The organism is Acinetobacter sp. BEC1-S18-ESBL-01 (assembly GCF_014169935.1).
Classification (GTDB): Bacteria; Pseudomonadota; Gammaproteobacteria; order Pseudomonadales; family Moraxellaceae; genus Acinetobacter; species Acinetobacter pittii.
On the sequence record NZ_AP022302.1, the window covers coordinates 3,386,948 to 3,406,058 of the forward strand.

The 19,111-nt window shown below is 40.7% G+C and carries 15 protein-coding genes; 8 read left to right on the forward strand and 7 right to left on the reverse strand.

Features of this window, described 5'->3' with window-relative positions; translation table 11 throughout:
• Positions 1-73: 73 nt before the first annotated feature.
• Positions 74-1,093 carry a beta-N-acetylhexosaminidase gene (gene nagZ, locus H7R46_RS16120; RefSeq protein WP_005066165.1) on the forward strand — a complete coding sequence of 340 codons (1,020 nt, stop codon included), beginning with the start codon at positions 74-76 and terminating at the stop codon, positions 1,091-1,093.
• A 325-nt stretch (positions 1,094-1,418) separates the two neighbouring features.
• Positions 1,419-2,261 carry a class I SAM-dependent methyltransferase gene (locus H7R46_RS16125; protein WP_005066161.1) on the forward strand — a complete coding sequence of 281 codons (843 nt, stop codon included), beginning with the start codon at positions 1,419-1,421 and terminating at the stop codon, positions 2,259-2,261.
• 55 nt (positions 2,262-2,316) lie between these two features.
• Here H7R46_RS16125 and H7R46_RS16130 read toward each other — a convergent pair whose 3' ends face one another.
• Complete coding sequence (locus H7R46_RS16130) at positions 2,317-3,630, reverse strand: alpha/beta fold hydrolase (protein ID WP_005066159.1); 1,314 nt, start codon at positions 3,628-3,630, stop codon at positions 2,317-2,319.
• Positions 3,631-3,929: 299 nt separating this feature from the next.
• Between H7R46_RS16130 and H7R46_RS16135 the strand changes: the two genes are divergently transcribed.
• Positions 3,930-5,195, forward strand: coding sequence for a glutamate-5-semialdehyde dehydrogenase (locus H7R46_RS16135; protein WP_005066156.1), 1,266 nt, complete (start codon positions 3,930-3,932; stop codon positions 5,193-5,195).
• A gap of 117 nt (positions 5,196-5,312) precedes the next feature.
• On the opposite strand, the gene H7R46_RS16140 is transcribed toward H7R46_RS16135, so the two are convergent.
• The 5 genes from H7R46_RS16140 to edd form a co-directional block, all read right to left on the reverse strand.
• Positions 5,313-6,941: an NADP-dependent glyceraldehyde-3-phosphate dehydrogenase gene (locus H7R46_RS16140; RefSeq protein ID WP_005066148.1), complete on the reverse strand. Its 1,629-nt coding sequence runs from the start codon at positions 6,939-6,941 to the stop codon at positions 5,313-5,315.
• 167 nt (positions 6,942-7,108) lie between these two features.
• Positions 7,109-7,621 carry a gluconokinase gene (locus H7R46_RS16145; protein ID WP_005066143.1) on the reverse strand — a complete coding sequence of 171 codons (513 nt, stop codon included), beginning with the start codon at positions 7,619-7,621 and terminating at the stop codon, positions 7,109-7,111.
• A 17-nt stretch (positions 7,622-7,638) separates the two neighbouring features.
• Entirely contained in the window at positions 7,639-8,997 is a 1,359-nt protein-coding gene (locus H7R46_RS16150; protein WP_002115035.1) for a gluconate:H+ symporter, read from the reverse strand.
• A gap of 185 nt (positions 8,998-9,182) precedes the next feature.
• On the reverse strand, positions 9,183-9,812 hold the full coding sequence (eda, locus tag H7R46_RS16155) for a bifunctional 4-hydroxy-2-oxoglutarate aldolase/2-dehydro-3-deoxy-phosphogluconate aldolase (protein ID WP_005066137.1): 630 nt from the start codon (positions 9,810-9,812) through the stop codon (positions 9,183-9,185).
• Between the two features lie 20 nt (positions 9,813-9,832).
• The gene (gene edd / locus H7R46_RS16160) at positions 9,833-11,686 is read right to left on the reverse strand and encodes a phosphogluconate dehydratase (RefSeq protein ID WP_005066134.1); all 1,854 of its coding nucleotides are present in this window, start codon (positions 11,684-11,686) and stop codon (positions 9,833-9,835) included.
• Between the two features lie 659 nt (positions 11,687-12,345).
• Between edd and H7R46_RS16165 the strand changes: the two genes are divergently transcribed.
• From H7R46_RS16165 to H7R46_RS16185, 5 genes are all read left to right on the forward strand, one after another.
• The gene (locus H7R46_RS16165) at positions 12,346-12,465 is read left to right on the forward strand and encodes a hypothetical protein (RefSeq protein WP_005804223.1); all 120 of its coding nucleotides are present in this window, start codon (positions 12,346-12,348) and stop codon (positions 12,463-12,465) included.
• Positions 12,447-13,649, forward strand: a complete 1,203-nt coding sequence (locus tag H7R46_RS16170) for an acetate/propionate family kinase (protein WP_005066132.1) — start codon at positions 12,447-12,449, stop codon at positions 13,647-13,649. The genes H7R46_RS16165 and H7R46_RS16170 overlap by 19 nt, the downstream gene beginning before the upstream one ends.
• Before the next feature lie 45 nt (positions 13,650-13,694).
• A complete protein-coding gene (gene pta, locus H7R46_RS16175; protein WP_005066129.1) occupies positions 13,695-15,839 on the forward strand; it encodes a phosphate acetyltransferase in 2,145 nt (714 codons plus the stop codon).
• Positions 15,840-16,067: 228 nt separating this feature from the next.
• Entirely contained in the window at positions 16,068-17,594 is a 1,527-nt protein-coding gene (locus H7R46_RS16180) for a fumarate hydratase (protein ID WP_005066127.1), read from the forward strand.
• 142 nt (positions 17,595-17,736) lie between these two features.
• A complete protein-coding gene (locus H7R46_RS16185) occupies positions 17,737-18,291 on the forward strand; it encodes a DUF2059 domain-containing protein (RefSeq protein WP_004794750.1) in 555 nt (184 codons plus the stop codon).
• Between the two features lie 25 nt (positions 18,292-18,316).
• Here H7R46_RS16185 and H7R46_RS16190 read toward each other — a convergent pair whose 3' ends face one another.
• A complete protein-coding gene (locus H7R46_RS16190; RefSeq protein ID WP_005066126.1) occupies positions 18,317-19,033 on the reverse strand; it encodes a DUF2846 domain-containing protein in 717 nt (238 codons plus the stop codon).
• Positions 19,034-19,111: the final 78 nt, after the last annotated feature.

A 19,111-nucleotide genomic window follows, 5' to 3' on the forward strand; every position in this document is an offset into this window, starting at 1 on the left:
GTACTGACAAAATGTAGCAAAACATTGCAAAATTCGCTTATTGTTTTTCAATCAAAATTCAAATGGAACCAATATGATTGGCGCATTGATGCTGGACATCGCCGGCACAGAACTTACTCAAGAAGATATTGAACTATTACGCGCTCCGCAAGTCGGTGGCATGATTTTATTTGCACGAAATATTGAATCTCCACAACAAGTACGTGCTTTAACCGACCATATGCGTCAAATTCGCCCAGATATTTTGATTGCTGTTGACCAAGAAGGTGGCCGAGTTCAGCGCCTAAGATCAGGTTTTACCTTATTACCGGCGATGGGCCGTTTCGGTGAACTCTATATTACTCAACCTCAAAAAGCACTTGAACTGGCTAAACAGTGCGGCTGGTTAATGGCAACTGAAGTTCTTGCTGTCGGTATCGATTTTAGTTTTGCACCAGTTTTAGATCTTAATGCAATTAGTGACGTGATTGGCGACCGTGGCTTCTCTAAAAATATTGAAGATATTGCCCCACTTGCAGGCGCATTTATGCAAGGCATGAAAAAAGCTGGAATGGCAAATACGGGCAAACATTTCCCAGGCCACGGTTCTGTGAAAGCCGACTCTCATGTTGCTGCTGCAATCGACAGCCGTAGCTATGACGAAATTTATAACCATGATATGCAAAGCTTCATTAAGCTTATGCCTCAGCTTGATGCGCTCATGCCAGCACATGTGATTTATGATCAAGTTGATCCAAATCCAGCAGGTTTTTCACCTTTCTGGATTCAAGAAGTTCTACGCAAGCGTTTGAAGTTTGATGGTGTACTTTTCTCTGATGACTTAAGCATGCAGGCTGCATGTGTAGCAGGTGGCGCAGATGCTCGTATTCAAGCTGCTCTAGCGGCTGGGTGTGACATGGGGCTGGTGTGTAATGACCGAAGTGCAGCCTGTACAGCGCTCGAAGGTATTACAAACTTAGAACTACCAAACCAAGAGCGTTTAGAACGCATGCGCGGCCAAATTCCACAAATTCAAATTGGTGAAACCTTATCGCTTGGAAACGAGTGGCAAGCTGTCAAAACAGCCATTGAAGAGTTTAAAAATTCGATTTAAGTTAGTAAAAATTTTAATTGGCTACAAAAACCTATTCACTATCTGATACGCGGTTAAGTCATACGCAACCTGCTCATCTGCTGAAGGATATTGATTGCTTCAATATATTTGATAGATTCAGAAAGTGAACAGGTTTTGCGTATGACAATGGTTTTGGTTACTTTTCCCGAAATAAAAGTAACTCCAACTGAAAGTTCATCCCAAAATGCTAACCTAATTGACAGGACTCCGTCATGCAGGTTCATTCAACATCAATGCAGTAAAAACTCTTCATTTTTATAAATAATGAAGATCACACAAAAACAATAAATCGAGTTCAGGACGAATGACACAACACCTTTCAAAACACCGCCACATCTCTTTTACAGCCCACTATACGGGTTATATCTGGTATCAAATGGGGATCTCTCATGAAGCACTTGCCACAACCAAAGGCAAATCACTGGCTTATTTGGTTCATCCAATAGAATCATGGGCAGAGAAATATGTCGGCGGTAGCATGCGTACCACGCTTAAACAACGCCACACCATGCTTGACCATCATTTAGAACAACTCATTCAAGAAAATCATGATTTACAGGTGCTTGAAATAGCATGTGGCCTGTCGCCACGTGGCTGGTGGTTTAGACAACATTACCCTTCTATTACCTATCGGGAGCTTGATTTGCCCGATATGGCACAAACCAAACAAAATGCGTTACAGCAAATTGAAAAAAATGCACCTGAAATCTTATCAGTTGATTTATTTACAGAAGCTTTTGAACAAGCATTTGAAGTATTTGACCCTAACCGCCCATTGGTTGTAATCAGTGAAGGCTTGATTAACTATTTTGATAAAAATTTATTAAAACAATTGATCCAATCGATTGGCCACTATGGTGCTACTTTTAAAAAGTTTCACTATTTAACTGACTTATATCCTGAACCCATTAAAAACAAACTCGCCAGTATTATTTGGAATAGCAGTAAGTTACTTAAACTCATGTCTCGTAGTTCATTTAGTTTTCATTTCAAAAGTCCACAAGAAGTGAAAGACTTTTTTAAAGATACAGAATTTGAGCAGGTTACTATTGAACAGCCACAAATATTTTTTGGGAAAGTTTCTCAAGATAGCCATGAAGAGCATTTAGGCGATTTAGTCTGGATTATTCATTCTCAAATAAAATAATAAATATAAAAAATGGAAGCTCGAAGTAAACAAGCTTCCATTTATAAAAACCTAATTAAGCAGTTTGTTTTTGACGGACAATAAAACGACTTAAACGATCGGCAAGCTCAAAACTGCCATGTTTAAATAAAGCACGGATTCCGTGTTCAGTAGCTTCAAAGATTAAACATTCAATCGAGAAAGGGCCTTCTTCATCTTCTAAATGCAGTGCCAAATCACGTGGATGGTCATTCACAAAATCAAGCTGTGAAACATCATCCATTTTTAAATACATCCCAAAGAAAGTCACATCCACAATCGTTACTGGCACTTCTGTTTTACATTCACGGTGGCTCAGTTTCGTTTTAGGATGAAGAACTGAAATCCGTTCTTCACCTCGGCGCTCCATGTTTTGCATTTGTTCACGTGTCATAGGAATAATACCATCCAAATTTTGGATAGATTCACCCTTCAAGAATGAAGTGAACAAACTCATAGTTTCTTTACGACGCTGGAGCTGCGGTACATGATCAGCGTTTGCAATCAGAGCAAATTCCATATCCGGACATTGCAAAGCAAAATTGGCATTTTCATGAGGCAAAGTAAAACTATCGTACTGCCCTGCTGCTACCAGTGTTTTGCACTCGGGAATAGGTACATCTGTTAACCGCAAAAGGCGATTACAGTTAATTTCATAACGTTCTCGCTCAGTCCCCGTAAACTCGGCCATTTGTCTAAAAAATAACTTTTTAGCGGTTGGTGACATACGAGTTTTATCTAATTTTGCATGATTAACTAAATACAAAATAACAGCTTGCCCAAACTCTTCCATGCGGTTTTCTTGCATGAGTTTGAGGGATTCTTCCAAAATCATTCGCCAACTTTTTCGGGTCTTTTGCATAACACCCATCAAAATCATACGATCCATTAGGTCAGGACGGTGATGAGCAAAACAAGAGGCAATCACGGACCCTAAAGACATTCCCATTACAGAAACTTTTTGTATTCCAACGATATCTAACCAACGCCCTAACATTTCAGATAAATCAGGAAGTTCTAAAGTACCGGCAGATACTCCTGTGTCGCGATTGGTAATTTGCTGATTTGCACCCATTGAAGGTAAATCAATTAAAATAACTGGACCACTTTCAAACAATTGTTCAACACAATATTTATAAGAATTAAAATTCTGGAAAGCACCACCAACAATCACAATCGGCGTTTTGTGAATCGTTTTAGGATCGGCAATTGCCATATATTCAATTTTCCAACCGTCAATCCATGTTGTACGAGCAGGTTGTTTAAAACTATCTCTATGGTAGATATCGAAAAAGCCAAAACCGGCATAAGCTTGGTTGATCTCCGAATCCATTTGAATAATGGAATTCATATCCTTGCTTCCTCCTTGCTGTAATTTTTTTATGCTGCAAGAGTTCCTTCTTGAACACGTAATCTTTTATGCACAAAACTTTAAATTTTGTATTAGTTTGTATTGCACAATAACATTCTAAACAATTGTCTGAAATATACGCAATCGCTGAAATGACCGCTCATCTTGTTTAAGTCGCTAATAGTTTGCAAAATATTTAAATGTTTTTTTATGGCGGTCACATTTTTGAAAAAAAGCCATTCATTGTTCCGCATTTGACTGCTACTATCTTACTCATTGGTAAATGATTAAAAAATGCTATGCAAGATTCAATTGAACAATATATGCAAAAAGTTGGGCAACAAGCACGCGAGGCCTCACGCGTCTTAACAAGTGCTTCTACCTCACTAAAAAATCATGCACTCTCTGCTATTTATACTGCTTTGGAAAATAATCAGGCAGCAATCTTGGCGGCGAATCAAATCGACATGGATAAAGGTCGTAGCAATCAGCTCGACAGTGCCTTACTTGATCGTCTTGAGCTTACGCCCGCACGCTTTAAAGGGATGTTGCAAGGTTTAAAAGATGTGATCGCGCTTGTCGATCCAATTGGAGAAATTACTGATCTTGCATATCGCCCCACAGGCATTCAAATTGGAAAAATGCGTGTACCTTTAGGTGTTGTTGGTATGATTTATGAATCACGTCCAAACGTAACACTTGAAGCTGCATCTTTAGCGATTAAATCAGGTAATGCCATTATTTTACGTGGTGGTTCAGAAGCACTCGAGTCAAATAAAGCAATCGCAGAAGCAATTAAGCATGGTTTAAAAGTTGCCGGTTTACCTGAGCATTCAGTACAAGTCATTGAAACTTCTGACCGTGCAGCTGTTGGTCATCTCATCACCATGGCTGAATATGTAGATGTCATTGTTCCACGTGGCGGTAAAAGCTTGATTGAGCGCGTAACCAACGAAGCGCGTATTCCGGTGATTAAACATCTTGATGGTAACTGTCATGTATTTGTTGAAGCACAAGCAGATTTGCAAAAAGCATTACCAATTACTTTAAATGCAAAAACACATCGTTACGGTGTTTGTAATGCGATGGAAACGCTGTTGGTTGATGAGAAAATTGCAGACGTTTTCTTACCGCACATTGCTGAACTGTATGCTGAAAAACAAGTTGAGTTACGTGGCTGTCCAGAAACACGCCGTATTTTGGGTGCCTCTGTAAAACCTGCAACAGAAGAAGATTGGTACACCGAATATTTAGGGCCAATTCTTGCAGTTAAAGTGGTGAGCGGGATTGATGAAGCAATTGACCATATCAACAAATATGGTTCACATCACACTGATGCAATTGTGACTGAAAACTACACTTTAGCTCGTCAGTTCTTGGCTCGTGTAGATTCAAGCTCAGTTGTGATTAATGCATCAACTCGTTTTGCGGATGGTTTCGAATATGGTTTAGGCGCTGAAATTGGTATCTCCACCGATAAAATCCATGCCCGCGGCCCAGTTGGTTTAGAAGGCTTAACTTCACAAAAATGGATTGTGTTAGGTGACGGACAAATTCGCCAATAATTAAATCTATGAGTTCAAATAAAAACGCCTGATCAATTTCAGGCGTTTTTTATTATTCAAGTTATAAGTCACTATAAAAAAGCCAGCCCGAAGGCTGGCTTTTTATTTTTATATTTATTAGAAAATAAAGTCCGTATTCACAAATTTAGAATAGTGCTCAGATACCATAGAGGCCAACATGCCCTTACTGTCATCTGTCTGCTTAGCAGCAATCATGGAACGGATAGAGAACGCTCGCAGAGCATCATGCACAGACAGTGTACCTTCCGCAGAATCTTTACGACCACCGAACGGGAACACATCAGGGCCACGCTGACATTGACAGTTGATGTTCACACGACAAACCTGATGAACCAGCGGATCAACCAAGTGACCAATTTGCTCAGGGTCGCTACCAAAAATACTCACCTGCTGACCATGATCAGAAGTAGTGACATAGTCCAGCACAGTTTCAATGTCATCGTAAACAGAGACTGGTATCACTGGACCAAACTGTTCTTCGCGATACAGCCTCATTCCCTCACTCACTGGATAAACTACAGCTGGATAGAACATCGTTTTGCAGAATTCACCGCCTTCCGGATTAACTACTTTTGCCCCTTTAGCTACAGCATCTTCAATGACTTCAGTCATGTAGTTCGTACGGTGCATACCTGGTAACGGAGTAATAAACACACCTTTTTCCCAAGGCATACCCACTTTAAGTTTGGCCAGCTCAGCCGTTAAGCGGTTAACAAATTCATCTGCTATTGAACGATGTACCATCAACATTTTGAGTGCGGTACAACGCTGACCATTAAACGACAATGCACCCAGCAGACACTCTTTCACTGTTAGATCCAAGTCGGCATCTGGCAGAATAATAGCGGCATTCTTCGCATCTAGCCCCAAAATCGCACGCAGACGGTGAGATTTAGGATGTTGCTTCTTCAAATGATCAGCTACTTTACTAGAACCAATCAGTGCCAGTACATTAATTTGCCCAGATGCCAGTAGATGGGGTACCACTAGAGAACCTGGTGCATAAATGGTATTGATCACACCTTTTGGAAATGAATCACGGAACGCTTCTAGTAACGGTTCAAACAACAAAGTCCCAAATTGAGGTGGTTTAAAAATAATGGTATTACCCATCAGCATGGCTGGGATCAGAGTCGCAAAGGTTTCGTTCAGTGGGTAATTGTATGGCCCCATACACAACACGACACCTAGTGGAGTTCGACGGATTTGACCAATCGTACCTTCGGCAATTACAAAGCGAGAGTTAGCATTATCCAAATCTTTTAGGGCATCAATCGTTTGACGCATGTAGGTAATTGTACGGTCAAATTCTTTCTCTGAATCCGCCAAGCTTTTGCCAATTTCCCACATGATCAGCTTAATAATCAGATCTCGCTGCTCCACCATACGCTGAATAAAATTTTGCATACAGGCAATGCGCTCACCAACCTTCATCATTGGCCATTCGCCACGACCATTATTGTAAGCCCGTACCGCTGCTTCTAGTGCTTCATCGCTTTCTTTTTCACCCATGACCGGATAACTACCAAGTTCAACTTGCTCTAGGCGACCGTCAGGCTGCTGAATCCAGATTGGAGATAATGTTTTCTTGGTTGCACCAGCCCATAACTTCAACTCACCATCCACGAGTGAAACACGCTGATGAATTTGAGATGGCAGACGCACACTTTCAGGAATACCGTCCACTACTGGGAATTTATACTTTAAATTATTTAACTGATTCATTCTTCTTAATACCTTATTATTCGTATGTCTTTTATATATTCCCGAACTCGCCACTGTAATCAGGTTTTATTCGGGTCAATATCACTATTATTATCCGTACTCACCTTGCTTGAACCGTAAACCACAAGGTGAATATCTTAAAGCGTTGATAATCTTTCTAGATGAATTTACCCCCGACACACACTATCAGTCACCCCTAGCTTCTGGATGACTTGTTCAATAATCTGTTCTGGTGTGAGAGCAATATCAATAGCAATTGCTTCATTCACATCAGGTTCTTCTAATGTATCTAGCTGAGTTTGTAGTAACGCTGGGTCAAAAAAATGACCTGATCTTTCTGCAAGTCGTTGCTGTAATAACTCATAAGAACCTTTTAAGTAGACAAACTTAACATTCTGGTCTTGCCCTCTTAAAATATCGCGATACATGCGTTTTAAAGATGAGCATGTAAATACAGCCGTTTCACCGTCTCTTTGTTTGGTTTCAATGACCTGACGAATTGCCTGTAACCATGGCAAGCGGTCTTCATCAGTTAAAGGGATACCTTGACTCATCTTACTTTTATTTGCAGCTGAATGAAGCGCATCGCCATCAAGGAACTCACAAGCCAAACGCTCTGATAACAATTCACCAATTAGGGTTTTACCTGTTCCACAGACACCCATTGCAATCACAATCATGGATTACTCACCTTTAATTATAAAATAGTGCTAAGCAGTAGCGTGAAAGATAAACCCAACACTGAAATGATCGTTTCCAATACTGACCAAGTTTTGAGTGTCTGCCCTACTGTCATACCGAAATATTCTTTGATTAACCAGAATCCTGCGTCATTTACATGTGAGAAAACTAATGAACCTGAACCTGTGGCAAGTACCAAAAGCTCGGGTCTAACTGCAACACCCGCCGTAGCTGCAATTGGAGCGACAATACTACACGCTGTAGCCATAGCCACCGTTGCCGATCCTGTTGCCAAACGAATTAATGCTGCAACAAACCAACCCAACAATAACGGCGACAGGTTTGCCTTCAACGCTGTAGAAACAATCTCATTAGAAATACCAGTGTCACGCAAAATACCGCCAAAACCACCACCAGCACCTACAATCAACATAATCCCAGCAATAGAAGCTAAACATCCGCCACAGAATTTTTCAATTTGTTCACGGTTAAAGCCCTGCATCGTACCAAAGGTAATAAAGCTGACCAGCACAGCAATAAGTAATGCGATATCAGAAGTACCAATAAAACGTAGCAAATCATTTGCGAAAGTTTGTGGTGCAAAGAATAGATCAGCCCAGCTACCAACCAACATTAATACTACAGGCAGCATGATTGTGAATAAGGTAATCCCAAAGCTTGGTAGCTCACGAGTTCTATTGGTATCTGCTTCAATAAACTGCTTCGCTAACGGATTATTTTCAGGCAATTTAACGTATTTATTAATCCAAAGTGCATACAGTGGTCCAGCAACAATAGCCGTTGGCACACCAACGATCAGACTATAAGCAATTGTTTTACCAATATCAGCATGATAAGCCTGTACTGCCAACAGTGCCGCTGGATGTGGTGGAATTAAGCCATGCACAACCGATAAACCGGCAACCATTGGCAAGCCAACAACCAGTAAAGATTTGCCTGTCCGTTTAGCAATGTTGAACGCAATTGGAATGAGTAGAACGAAACCTACTTCGAAAAATACGGGAAGGCCAACAATAAGGGCAATAAACATCATGGCCCAGTGAATATTTTTCTCACCAAACCACTTAATTAAAGTAATTGCTATTCGCTCTGCACCACCAGACTCGGCCATCATTTTACCGAGCATTGTTCCTAGTGCGATTACAATCGCGAGGTGACCTAAGGTTTTACCTGTACCGGCTTCATAAGACTTAACAATATCACCCATTGGCATGCCAACAGCCAAGGCTAAACCGAGTGAAACAATAATGAGAACTAAAAATGGATAAATTCTAAACTTCGCGATCATGACCACTAAAGCAATAATCGCGATTACAGTGTAGATCAGTAACATGCCACCCTGAACCGTCTCCATGAGACACTTCTCCTTGGAATAATTATTTAGGCACACTGCCTAAACAAGGGTCTTCAACCACAGTAATTCCTACTGTTAAGACATTAAATTTTTATATTTAGGTGTGACCAGCACAAACTGGTCACATCAATACAGCCTTTAAAGCACATAGAATGCACTTCATTTTTTATAAATATTGTCTACATTTACAAAGCTCTCAACTGACTCGCAATTTGTGCCAAGCGAGTAATTTCAGCCCAGTCTTGGGCAGCTACAGTAGCTTTAGGTGTTAACCATGAACCACCTACACAAACCACGTTAGGTTGTTTTAAGAAATCTGGCGCTGTCTCTGCCGTAATTCCACCAGTCGGACAAAAGCGCAAGTTTGGAAATGGACCATAAAATGCTTTTAGCATCTCAACACCACCTGCCTGTTGAGCTGGAAAGAACTTCACAATGTCATAACCCAATTCAATCGCTTGAATCAGGTCACTTGGTGTCATTACACCCGGCAATAGAGGTAAGCCAGCATCTTGCGCAGCCAAATGTAAGTCTTTAGTCAAACCAGGAGATACACCAAATTGAGCGCCTACTTTTTTGGCTTGAGCACAGTGTTCTGGTTTGGTAATCGTACCTACACCCACCACAATGTCATCGGCCAACTGGCTAGCACGCTCAATAGCAGCAAGACCTGCAGCGGTACGTAACGTAATCTCAAGAACTTTCACACCACCCGCATGTAAAGCACGTGATACATCTTCACCTTGCTCGGCAGAATCAAATGCCAATACAGGAATGACTGGGCCTAATTTGACGATATCTTCAATTTTAATCATTATTTTTCAGTTCCTTTGATTCAAATCTGCTCTGGTGAATTTTCACCAACCAATGCACCAAATACAGATGCTCCATGTTCAGCTGGCGCAGCAGCAGCACGGAAAACACCAAATAATTCACGGCCAAAGCCAACTTCGTTTTCTGCCTGATGTTCTGGCTGTGCAACAGGGCGTGACTGCCATACATCGTCATCTATTTCAACATCGAGTACGCCAGCCTCAGCATCAATGATTAACATATCGCCTGTTTGCACTTTAGCAATCGGCCCATTTAGTAAGGCCTCTGGAGATAAATGAATCACTGCAGGAACTTTACCTGAAGCACCAGACATACGCCCATCAGTGACTAAAGCAACGTGGAAACCTTGATCTTGTAAAACACCCAACACAGGCGTTAAACGATGCAATTCAGGCATACCATTAGCACGCGCACCTTGGAAACGAACAACTGCAATAAAGTCTCGATGTAATTCACCACGATCAAATGCAGCTTGCACTGCTTCTTGAGAATCAAACACAATTGCCGGAGCTTTAACTTTACGGTGTTCTGGCGCAACAGCAGAAATCTTGATCACACCACGGCCAAGGCGACCTTGCATTAAGCGCAAGCCACCATCTGGTTGAAACGGCGCATCAATGCTACATAGAACTTTGTCATCAAGGCTTTGAACCACACCGTCAACCCAAGTGAGCTTACCATCAATCAATTTCGGCTCTTTGGTGTAGTGCTGTAAACCTTTACCAGCCACTGTCGTTACATCGTTATGCAACAGACCAGCTTCAAGTAAGTTACGAATGAGGAAAGCGACCCCACCCGCAGCTTGGAAATGGTTTACATCAGCCTTACCATTTGGATAGATTTTTGCGAGTAATGGAACAACAGCCGATAACTCATCAAAGTCATCCCAGTCAATCAAGATGCCAGCGGCACGAGCAATCGCAATAAGATGTAGAGTGTGGTTGGTTGAACCACCTGTAGCGAGTAACGCCACGATACCGTTTATAATTGCTTTTTCATCGACAACATGACCAATCGGCGTGTAGTTTCCACGCTCAACTGTTAAATCAAGTACACGAATCGCCGCTTCTGCGGTGAGTGCATCACGTAATGGTGTATGAGGATGAACAAATGCGGAACTTGGCAAATGTAAGCCCATTACTTCCATCAGCATTTGATTACTGTTGGCTGTACCATAAAAAGTACAGGTCCCTTGACCGTGATAAGCAGCTGACTCAGCTTCTAGCAAAGCATCTCGGCCAACCTGACCCGTTGCAAATTGCTGACGAATTTTGGCTTTCTCATCGTTAGATAAACCACTGGTCATTGGGCCAGCTGGCACAAAAATAGTAGGTAAATAGCCAAACTGCAAAGCACCAATGAGCAAGCCCGGCACAATCTTGTCGCAAACACCAAGACATAAAGCTGCGTCAAACATGTTATGAGACAATGCAATCGCTGTACTCATCGCAATGGTTTCACGAGAAAACAATGACAGTTCCATGCCAGCATTACCTTGGGTAATACCGTCACACATCGCAGGAACACCACCTGCAAACTGTGCCACGCCGCCATTCTCACGAGCGGCTGTTTTAATTAAATCTGGAAATGTTTTATACGGTGCGTGAGCCGACAGCATTTCGTTGTATGAAGATACGATGCCAATATTTGGTTCACGGCCTACTTTAATAATTAATTTTTCATTATCGTCCATACTGGCAAAACCATGAGCCAGATTGGCACATGAAAGTGCTCCACGAGCAGGAAATTTGCCTTGTGCATGTTCAATACGTTGTAAATATGCAGAACGAGTTTTTTGACTACGTGCGATTACACGCTCGGTCACTTTTGCCAATACTGGATTCGGCAAGTCCATGCTGGACGCTCCTGTACAACCGGATAAGCCGGAACATAAAAATAGACCAAATGATATATTTCATCATCATTTGATAAGGGGAAGGGACAATATTATTAAGGCAAAAAGCGACATGCAAGCCCTAGTCAATTTTACGGTAATACCGGAGCATGGGTATTAAATACAAATTATGTTTAAGTTTTAAACAAGAAGCTGGTTTTATTTTTGACTATATTTACTGGTATATTAGCTTCTAATAACTACGAGAAAATTCTCATAATATCAAAGCAATAAAATATTCTTATAAATGTATTTATACCGGCTTTTTTATACTAAGTTTTATATTAAAAATGTTTATGATTTATATATTTTAACCTATATATAAACGATTAAAATTTAATTTCATTTACGTATATTATTTGTAATACTCCCCTATAGTTTGATTAAAATAACACCACTTCTTTTTTCTTAAAAAATTTATACCAAATATTTGAAAAATACATTAAATAGAAATTTACCTTTCATAAATATATACAAAAAACTCGTTTCTACACGTATAAAAAAACAAGGAATACAGTGGTTAAGCTTTATACTGGACAAATGTTAGTTACAAATAATTTGATGGTCGATAGTGCTTAAGTCTAATGGGCTAAAGTCTATCTTGGACAGAAAAACAACACATGTTAAAACATGACAACCCGTTCAATCTGTATCGAAAAATAATACATGTTGAACAGGAAGTTAGGAAAACTATTTTAAATCAGGACTTGGGTATTTCAACGTGGCTACATCAGTATTAGTTATCAATTGCGGCTCTTCATCAATTAAATACGCACTGGTTTCAGAGCGTCGTGAAGATCGTATTTACGGTTTAGCAGAAAACTTGGGGGCAGCTGATGCTCGTATTAAGGGAATTACAGTAGGTGGTGAACCACTTGAACTTTCAATCCCTTATGCTGATCATGCCAAAGCTTTAGAAACTTTACTTGCACGTCTTGCCAACTACAAACCGCAAGCAATCGGACATCGTGTTGTACACGGGGGTAGTTTAACCAAAGCAGAATTACTCACTCCTGAAATTATTGAACGTATTCGTGCTGCGACACCTTTAGCCCCACTTCATAACCCAGCACATTTAATTGGTATTGACGCAACCGTACGTCTATTTCCTGAATTACCTCAAGTTGCCGTATTCGACACTGCATTCCATCAAACCATGCCACCGCATGCATACCGTTATGCAATTCCTAAGTTTTTATATACTGATCACAACGTTCGTCGTTATGGCTTCCATGGTACAAGCCATGCTTATGTGTCTGACAAAGCGAGTGAGCTAGCAGGTAACCTTAAAAAAGGTGGATGGTTAACAGCGCATCTAGGAAACGGCAGTTCAACTTGCGCAGTGTGGAATGGACAAAGTGTTGATACCTCTATGGGTCTTACTCCACTTGAAGGTGTAGTGATGGGAACGCGTAGTGGTGACGTTGATCCAAGCTTACATAGCTTCCTTGCGAAAAATCTCGGTTGGGACTTGGCTAAAATTGATAAAGTTTTAAATAACGAAAGTGGCTTACTAGGCTTATCACAACTCTCTAACGACATGCGTACAGTCATTGAAGCTGCTGAAAATGGCAACGAAGATGCTAGTCTTGCAATTGAAGTGTTTAGCTATCGCCTAGCAAAATCACTTGCTGCATTAAGCTGTGGTTTGCCAACTTTAGACGGCTTAATCTTCACGGGCGGTATTGGCGAGAACTCAGCTTATATTCGTGAAAAAACCTTAGCGTATTTACCTCATTTTGGTTTGCAGCTTGATAAAGATCAAAACAACAACCTAAAACGTGGCACTGAAGGCCGAATCGACAACGGAACAGGACCTCAAATTTGGGTCATTCCTACAGATGAAGAAGGCCGTATTGCCAAAGAAACTCGTCAAGTTGTTGAAGCAGCAGAAAATACAGCATCTGTAGCAAGCCTTGCTTAATTAGAGCTTAGCGAAAACTCGATATTCGTTTATTTATAGGTTTATATGAATACAATTTTATTGATTCCTACAGGCGAAGGGGTTGGCTTAACCTCTGCCTGCTTAGGCATGATTTACGCACTTGATTGCAACGGAATTAAAGCAGGCTTTTTAAAACCATTTTCTCAAGAAGACCAAGAGCATCTTGACCGAACCACTTCATTATTTGGTCATTTATTTCAAAGTAAAACTGTTCAATCTATTTCGCATGAAAAATTAACTCAGCTTATTGCCGCTGGGGAAGTAGATGAATTACTTGAAGAAGCGGTTAGCCTTCATCGTAGTGTTGCAGCAGACCATGATGTCATTATTGTGGAAGGCTTATTACCAAACGGACAAGACCATTTTGCCAGTGAGCTCAATGCAAGTCTTGCACAAGCACTTGATGCAGAAGTCGTGTTGGTCAGTACAGCAGATATTCAAAACCCGAAAAAAGCAGCAGAAAAAGTAGATGCTCATTTACGCCAGTTTGGTGGAGCAGCGTCAAATCGTACTGCTGGCGTACTGTTTATGCGTACCCGTGGATTAACTGAAGAAACAGCACAAATTCCTGTTGCGTTTGATCCATCATTACGACCAACTGAAGAAATCGCGAAATTTACGACCGAACTGCAAAAATATAATCGTTATTTTGGTTCTAGCGATTTACCGATTATTGGTTTAGTCCCATTTAGTAACACGTTAAGCGTACCTAGAACACTCGATATTGCAAATGTCATTGATGGACAATGGGTACATCAAGGTGAAGCTAAAGCACGTCGTATTTTGCATTCGAGTTTAATTGCTTCAAGCATTGAATATGAACTGAATAAGTTTATTGCAGGCGAGTTGATTATTAGCGCATCTGAGCGTACCGACGTTTTACTTGCAAGTAGTTTGGCAACCAGCAATGGTATTCCTCTTGCAGGTTTGGTACTTACCGAAAGAGAAGCGCCAGCACCAGAGCTTTTAGACTTTTGTCAAAGTGCAATTAAACAAGGTTTGCCAATTTTACATACCCGTTTAAATACACTTGAAACCGCACAGCGCCTATCTAATTTTGGTAATGAAATTCCAACTGACGATACTGAACGTGCTGAGCAAGTGACTCGATTTGTTTCAAGTCATATTGATGTTGAATGGCTTAAGCAGCACAGCAACAATGCTGCTACCCCTCGCCTTTCGCCATCAGCTTTCCGTCATGAACTGGTGCAAAAATCAATTGCAGCTAAAAAACGAATTGTACTACCTGAAGGTGATGAACCGCGCACCATTCAAGCTGCGGCAATTTGTCAGGCACGTGGTATTGCTGACTGTATTTTGTTAGCTAAACCAGATGCTGTGCACGATGTTGCAAAAGCACGTGGTATTGAATTACCGGCCGAATTGGCAATTGTCGACCCTGATAGTATTCGTGATCAATACGTTGTACCAATGGTTGAGCTACGTAAAGGTAAACTCAACGAGCTGCAAGCGAAAGAACAACTTCAAGATACCGTAGTGCTTGGCACCATGATGTTAGCCTTAGATCAAGTCGACGGTTTAGTTTCAGGTGCGGTACACACCACAGCAAATACGGTCCGCCCAGCATTCCAACTCATCAAGACAGCACCTGAATATTCACTAGTTTCATCTATATTCTTTATGCTTTTACCAGATGAAGTTTATGTATATGGTGACTGTGCGATTAATCCAGACCCGACAGCAGAACAACTTGCTGAAATTGCAATTCAGTCGGCTGACTCAGCGAAAGCCTTTGGAATTGACCCGCGTATTGCCATGATCAGCTACTCAACCGGTACTTCCGGAACAGGTGCTGATGTTGAAAAAGTACAGCAAGCAACTCAAATTGCTCAACAACGTCGTCCTGACTTACTGATTGATGGTCCACTTCAATACGATGCAGCTTCAGTTGAAAGTGTGGGGCGTCAAAAGGCACCTGACTCACGCGTTGCTGGCCGTGCGAATGTATTTATCTTCCCAGATTTAAATACGGGTAATACCACTTACAAAGCAGTACAGCGTGCTGCAAATGTTGTGAGCGTTGGACCAATGCTGCAAGGCCTCAACAAACCAGTCAATGACTTATCTCGTGGAGCCTTGGTAGATGACATCGTCTTTACCATTGCATTAACGGCAATTCAGGCAGAACAGCAAGCCACTGCCAAATAATTAATATAATTAACCTTTACTACCTCTCGCCATTTGATATCCGCTCAAATGGCTTTTTTTATTTTAGTCATTCAAAAATAAATAATTTTCCGATTTCTGGCATTTAAATCACATCAATATCTTCTTATGCGACTTTCGGTCAAAAGATCAACCAATCTCCCACAACACCCTCTTTTTGTCATATAATTTAGCCCGCTAGCTAACAGCCCGCTCAAGAGATTTTCTGGTATGACAACGATTATCAAACAAGATGACTTGATTACATCGATCAAGGACGCCCTACAGTTTATTTCGTACTATCACCCGCAAGACTTTATCCAAGCGATGAGCCGTGCTTATGATCGCGAAGAAAACAAAGCCGCAAAGGATGCAATTGCACAGATTCTAATTAACTCTCGCATGTGTGCGGAAGGTCATCGTCCAATTTGCCAAGATACTGGTATTGTTAACGTTTTCCTTGAAGTGGGCTTAGATGTTAAATTTGATTTAACGATGAGCTTAGACGATGCAGTAAATGAAGGTGTTCGCCAAGGTTACCTTGAAAACAGCAACGTTCTTCGTGCTTCTGTACTTGCTGACCCTGCATTTGGTCGTAAAAATACAAAAGATAATACCCCTGCTGTAATTCACTACAAACTCGTTCCGGGTAACAAAGTAGATATTACTGTTGCTGCTAAAGGTGGCGGTTCAGAAAACAAATCTAAACTTGCGATGCTTAACCCATCTGACTCAATTGTTGACTGGGTACTTAAAACTGTTCCAACTATGGGTGCAGGCTGGTGTCCTCCTGGCATGCTCGGTATTGGTATTGGTGGTACTGCTGAAAAAGCCATGATGCTTGCTAAAGAAGCGCTCATGGAAGAAATCAACATGGACGAATTACTTCGTCGTGGACCAGAGAACAAAATCGAAGAACTTCGTATCGAAATCTTTGAAAAAGTAAATGCACTTGGTATTGGTGCACAAGGTCTTGGCGGTTTAACGACTGTTCTTGATATTAAGATTAAAGATTACCCATGTCACGCTGCTGGTAAACCAGTAGGTATGATTCCTAACTGTGCTGCTACTCGTCATGCTCACTTCCAGCTTGATGGTACAGGTGTAGCTCATATTCAAGCACCAAAACTTGAAGACTACCCATCTGTAACTTGGGATTCTTCAAAATCTAAACGTGTAAACCTTGATACCATTACTCAAGAAGAAATGGATTCTTGGAAACCAGGTGACACATTACTTCTTAGCGGAACAATGTACACAGGTCGTGATGCTGCGCACAAACGTATGGTTGAAATGATCGACAATGGTGAAGAATTACCAGTTGATCTTAAAGGTAAGTTTATTTACTACGTTGGCCCTGTTGATCCAGTGGGTGATGAAGTCGTTGGTCCTGCTGGTCCTACAACTGCAACACGTATGGATAAATTCACACGTAAAGTATTAGAGCATACTGGTCTATTCGGTATGATCGGTAAAGCTGACCGTGGTCCTACAGCAATTGAAGCAATCAAAGACAACAAAGCAACTTACTTAATGGCAGTTGGTGGTGCGGCTTACCTCGTATCTAAAGCTGTTCGTGAAGCTGAAGTTGTTGCGTTTGCAGACTTAGGTATGGAAGCAATCTACAAATTCGTAGTTGAAGATATGCCAGTTTCTGTTGCAGTTGATGTAAACGGTACTTCAATTCACGCAGTAGCTCCAAAAATCTGGCAAGCGAAAATTGGAAAAATTCCAGTAGTCGATGCAGCAGCTGGCTAATCAAGAAAAGCACCGAATTCGGTGCTTTTTTTATGCATTCTTTTTTTATTTTAAAATCTGAAAAGAATTGTAACAATTACTTCGTCAATCTATGCTATTAATGAAAGCACCCTCTCGCCAAATATTGAATATAGGTCATTTCATGACTATTCGCCCTATTCTTAAAAATCTCTCAATCAGCCTCTGCCTAAGCTGTATTACCACAAGCTTATTTGCCTCTCCTGCCAAATTAAGTTCAGTTAAAGAACTCATGCAAATGAGCCAAATTGATTACCTGCTTAAAGAATCAATTAATGAATTAACACCTTACTATGATCAACAGGCAGAACAGATCGTTAGTAATATCACGGGTATCAAAACTTTAGGTCCAAAAGAAAAAGAGGCTGCGAAGAAGTTAGGTTTACTCCTAAAAGATTCGAGCAATCAGCTCATTAGCAATCCAAAAACCGCCCAAGCCTTACAGGATATTTATCTTAAGACTTATACTGAAGAGGAAATTCAGGCTAATCTGAAATTTTTAAAAACCCCAGAAGGCCAATCAATTACGCGCAAAAACGTACAGATTATGGGGCAAATTTCAGAATATATGATGGAGTTGGGACAGCAAACATTTAATGACCCTAAAGCACGAGATCATATGCAAGAAGAGATGCTTAAAATTCTTGCACCGTTGATGAAAGATAAAGAAAAGTCTTAAACTTTTCTTTATCTTTTGCAGCTCATTACCAAGTTAAAGGATTCCATAATTTAAATGGCTTAATCAGATGTACATCTGATTTTTCATCATATTTAGCTGGCTTTAATTCTTGTGGTTTATGGCGGATCTTTCCTGAAGCATCTTCAGCAACAAAATTATAGCTAGAGGATTTAAGCTCGGTAAATGCTATCTCTCTACGTCCAATATTGTCTTGCATTAACATAAATGGACCAGTATGTTCACTTCGGTCCATTTTATTTTCTTCATCATATTTCAAATAATAAGACGTTCCCGCCTCAACAGTGATATCAATATATTTTGGTTCTTGAAAATGGATACCAAGTAAAGGGCGACTCGCAGAAAGACGATACGTTCCTGCTGGCAACTCAATCCAGTAATAATGATTATGTAATAGACTTGGAATGCGTTTACCATTCACAAAGAGATTAATCGCTGCAATTTCCTGACGATTCCATTTTGTGTCTGGTCGATATAAATAAACTACAGCTGCCTGTTCATTTTGTGGTTTGATTGGAGTAAAAGTCTGACCCAATTTTTGGTTGACCCACCCTCCTACAGTAAAACCGCCTAAATGATATTGATCTAATAAACCAGGTTCTTTTTCAACATCAACTTTAGGTAGAGTCGCGGTCAATTCACTCGGATTTTTTTCTAAATGAGATGAACTTTGACAGCCCACAAATAGTCCGGCACAGCACAAAGATACGATTAAATAACGCATGGCATCCCTCAAAGCGTTTTGTTTTTGATTTATTTTTTACACCGCAAAACTATGCGTATTTTGTATTTTTAAGATTAA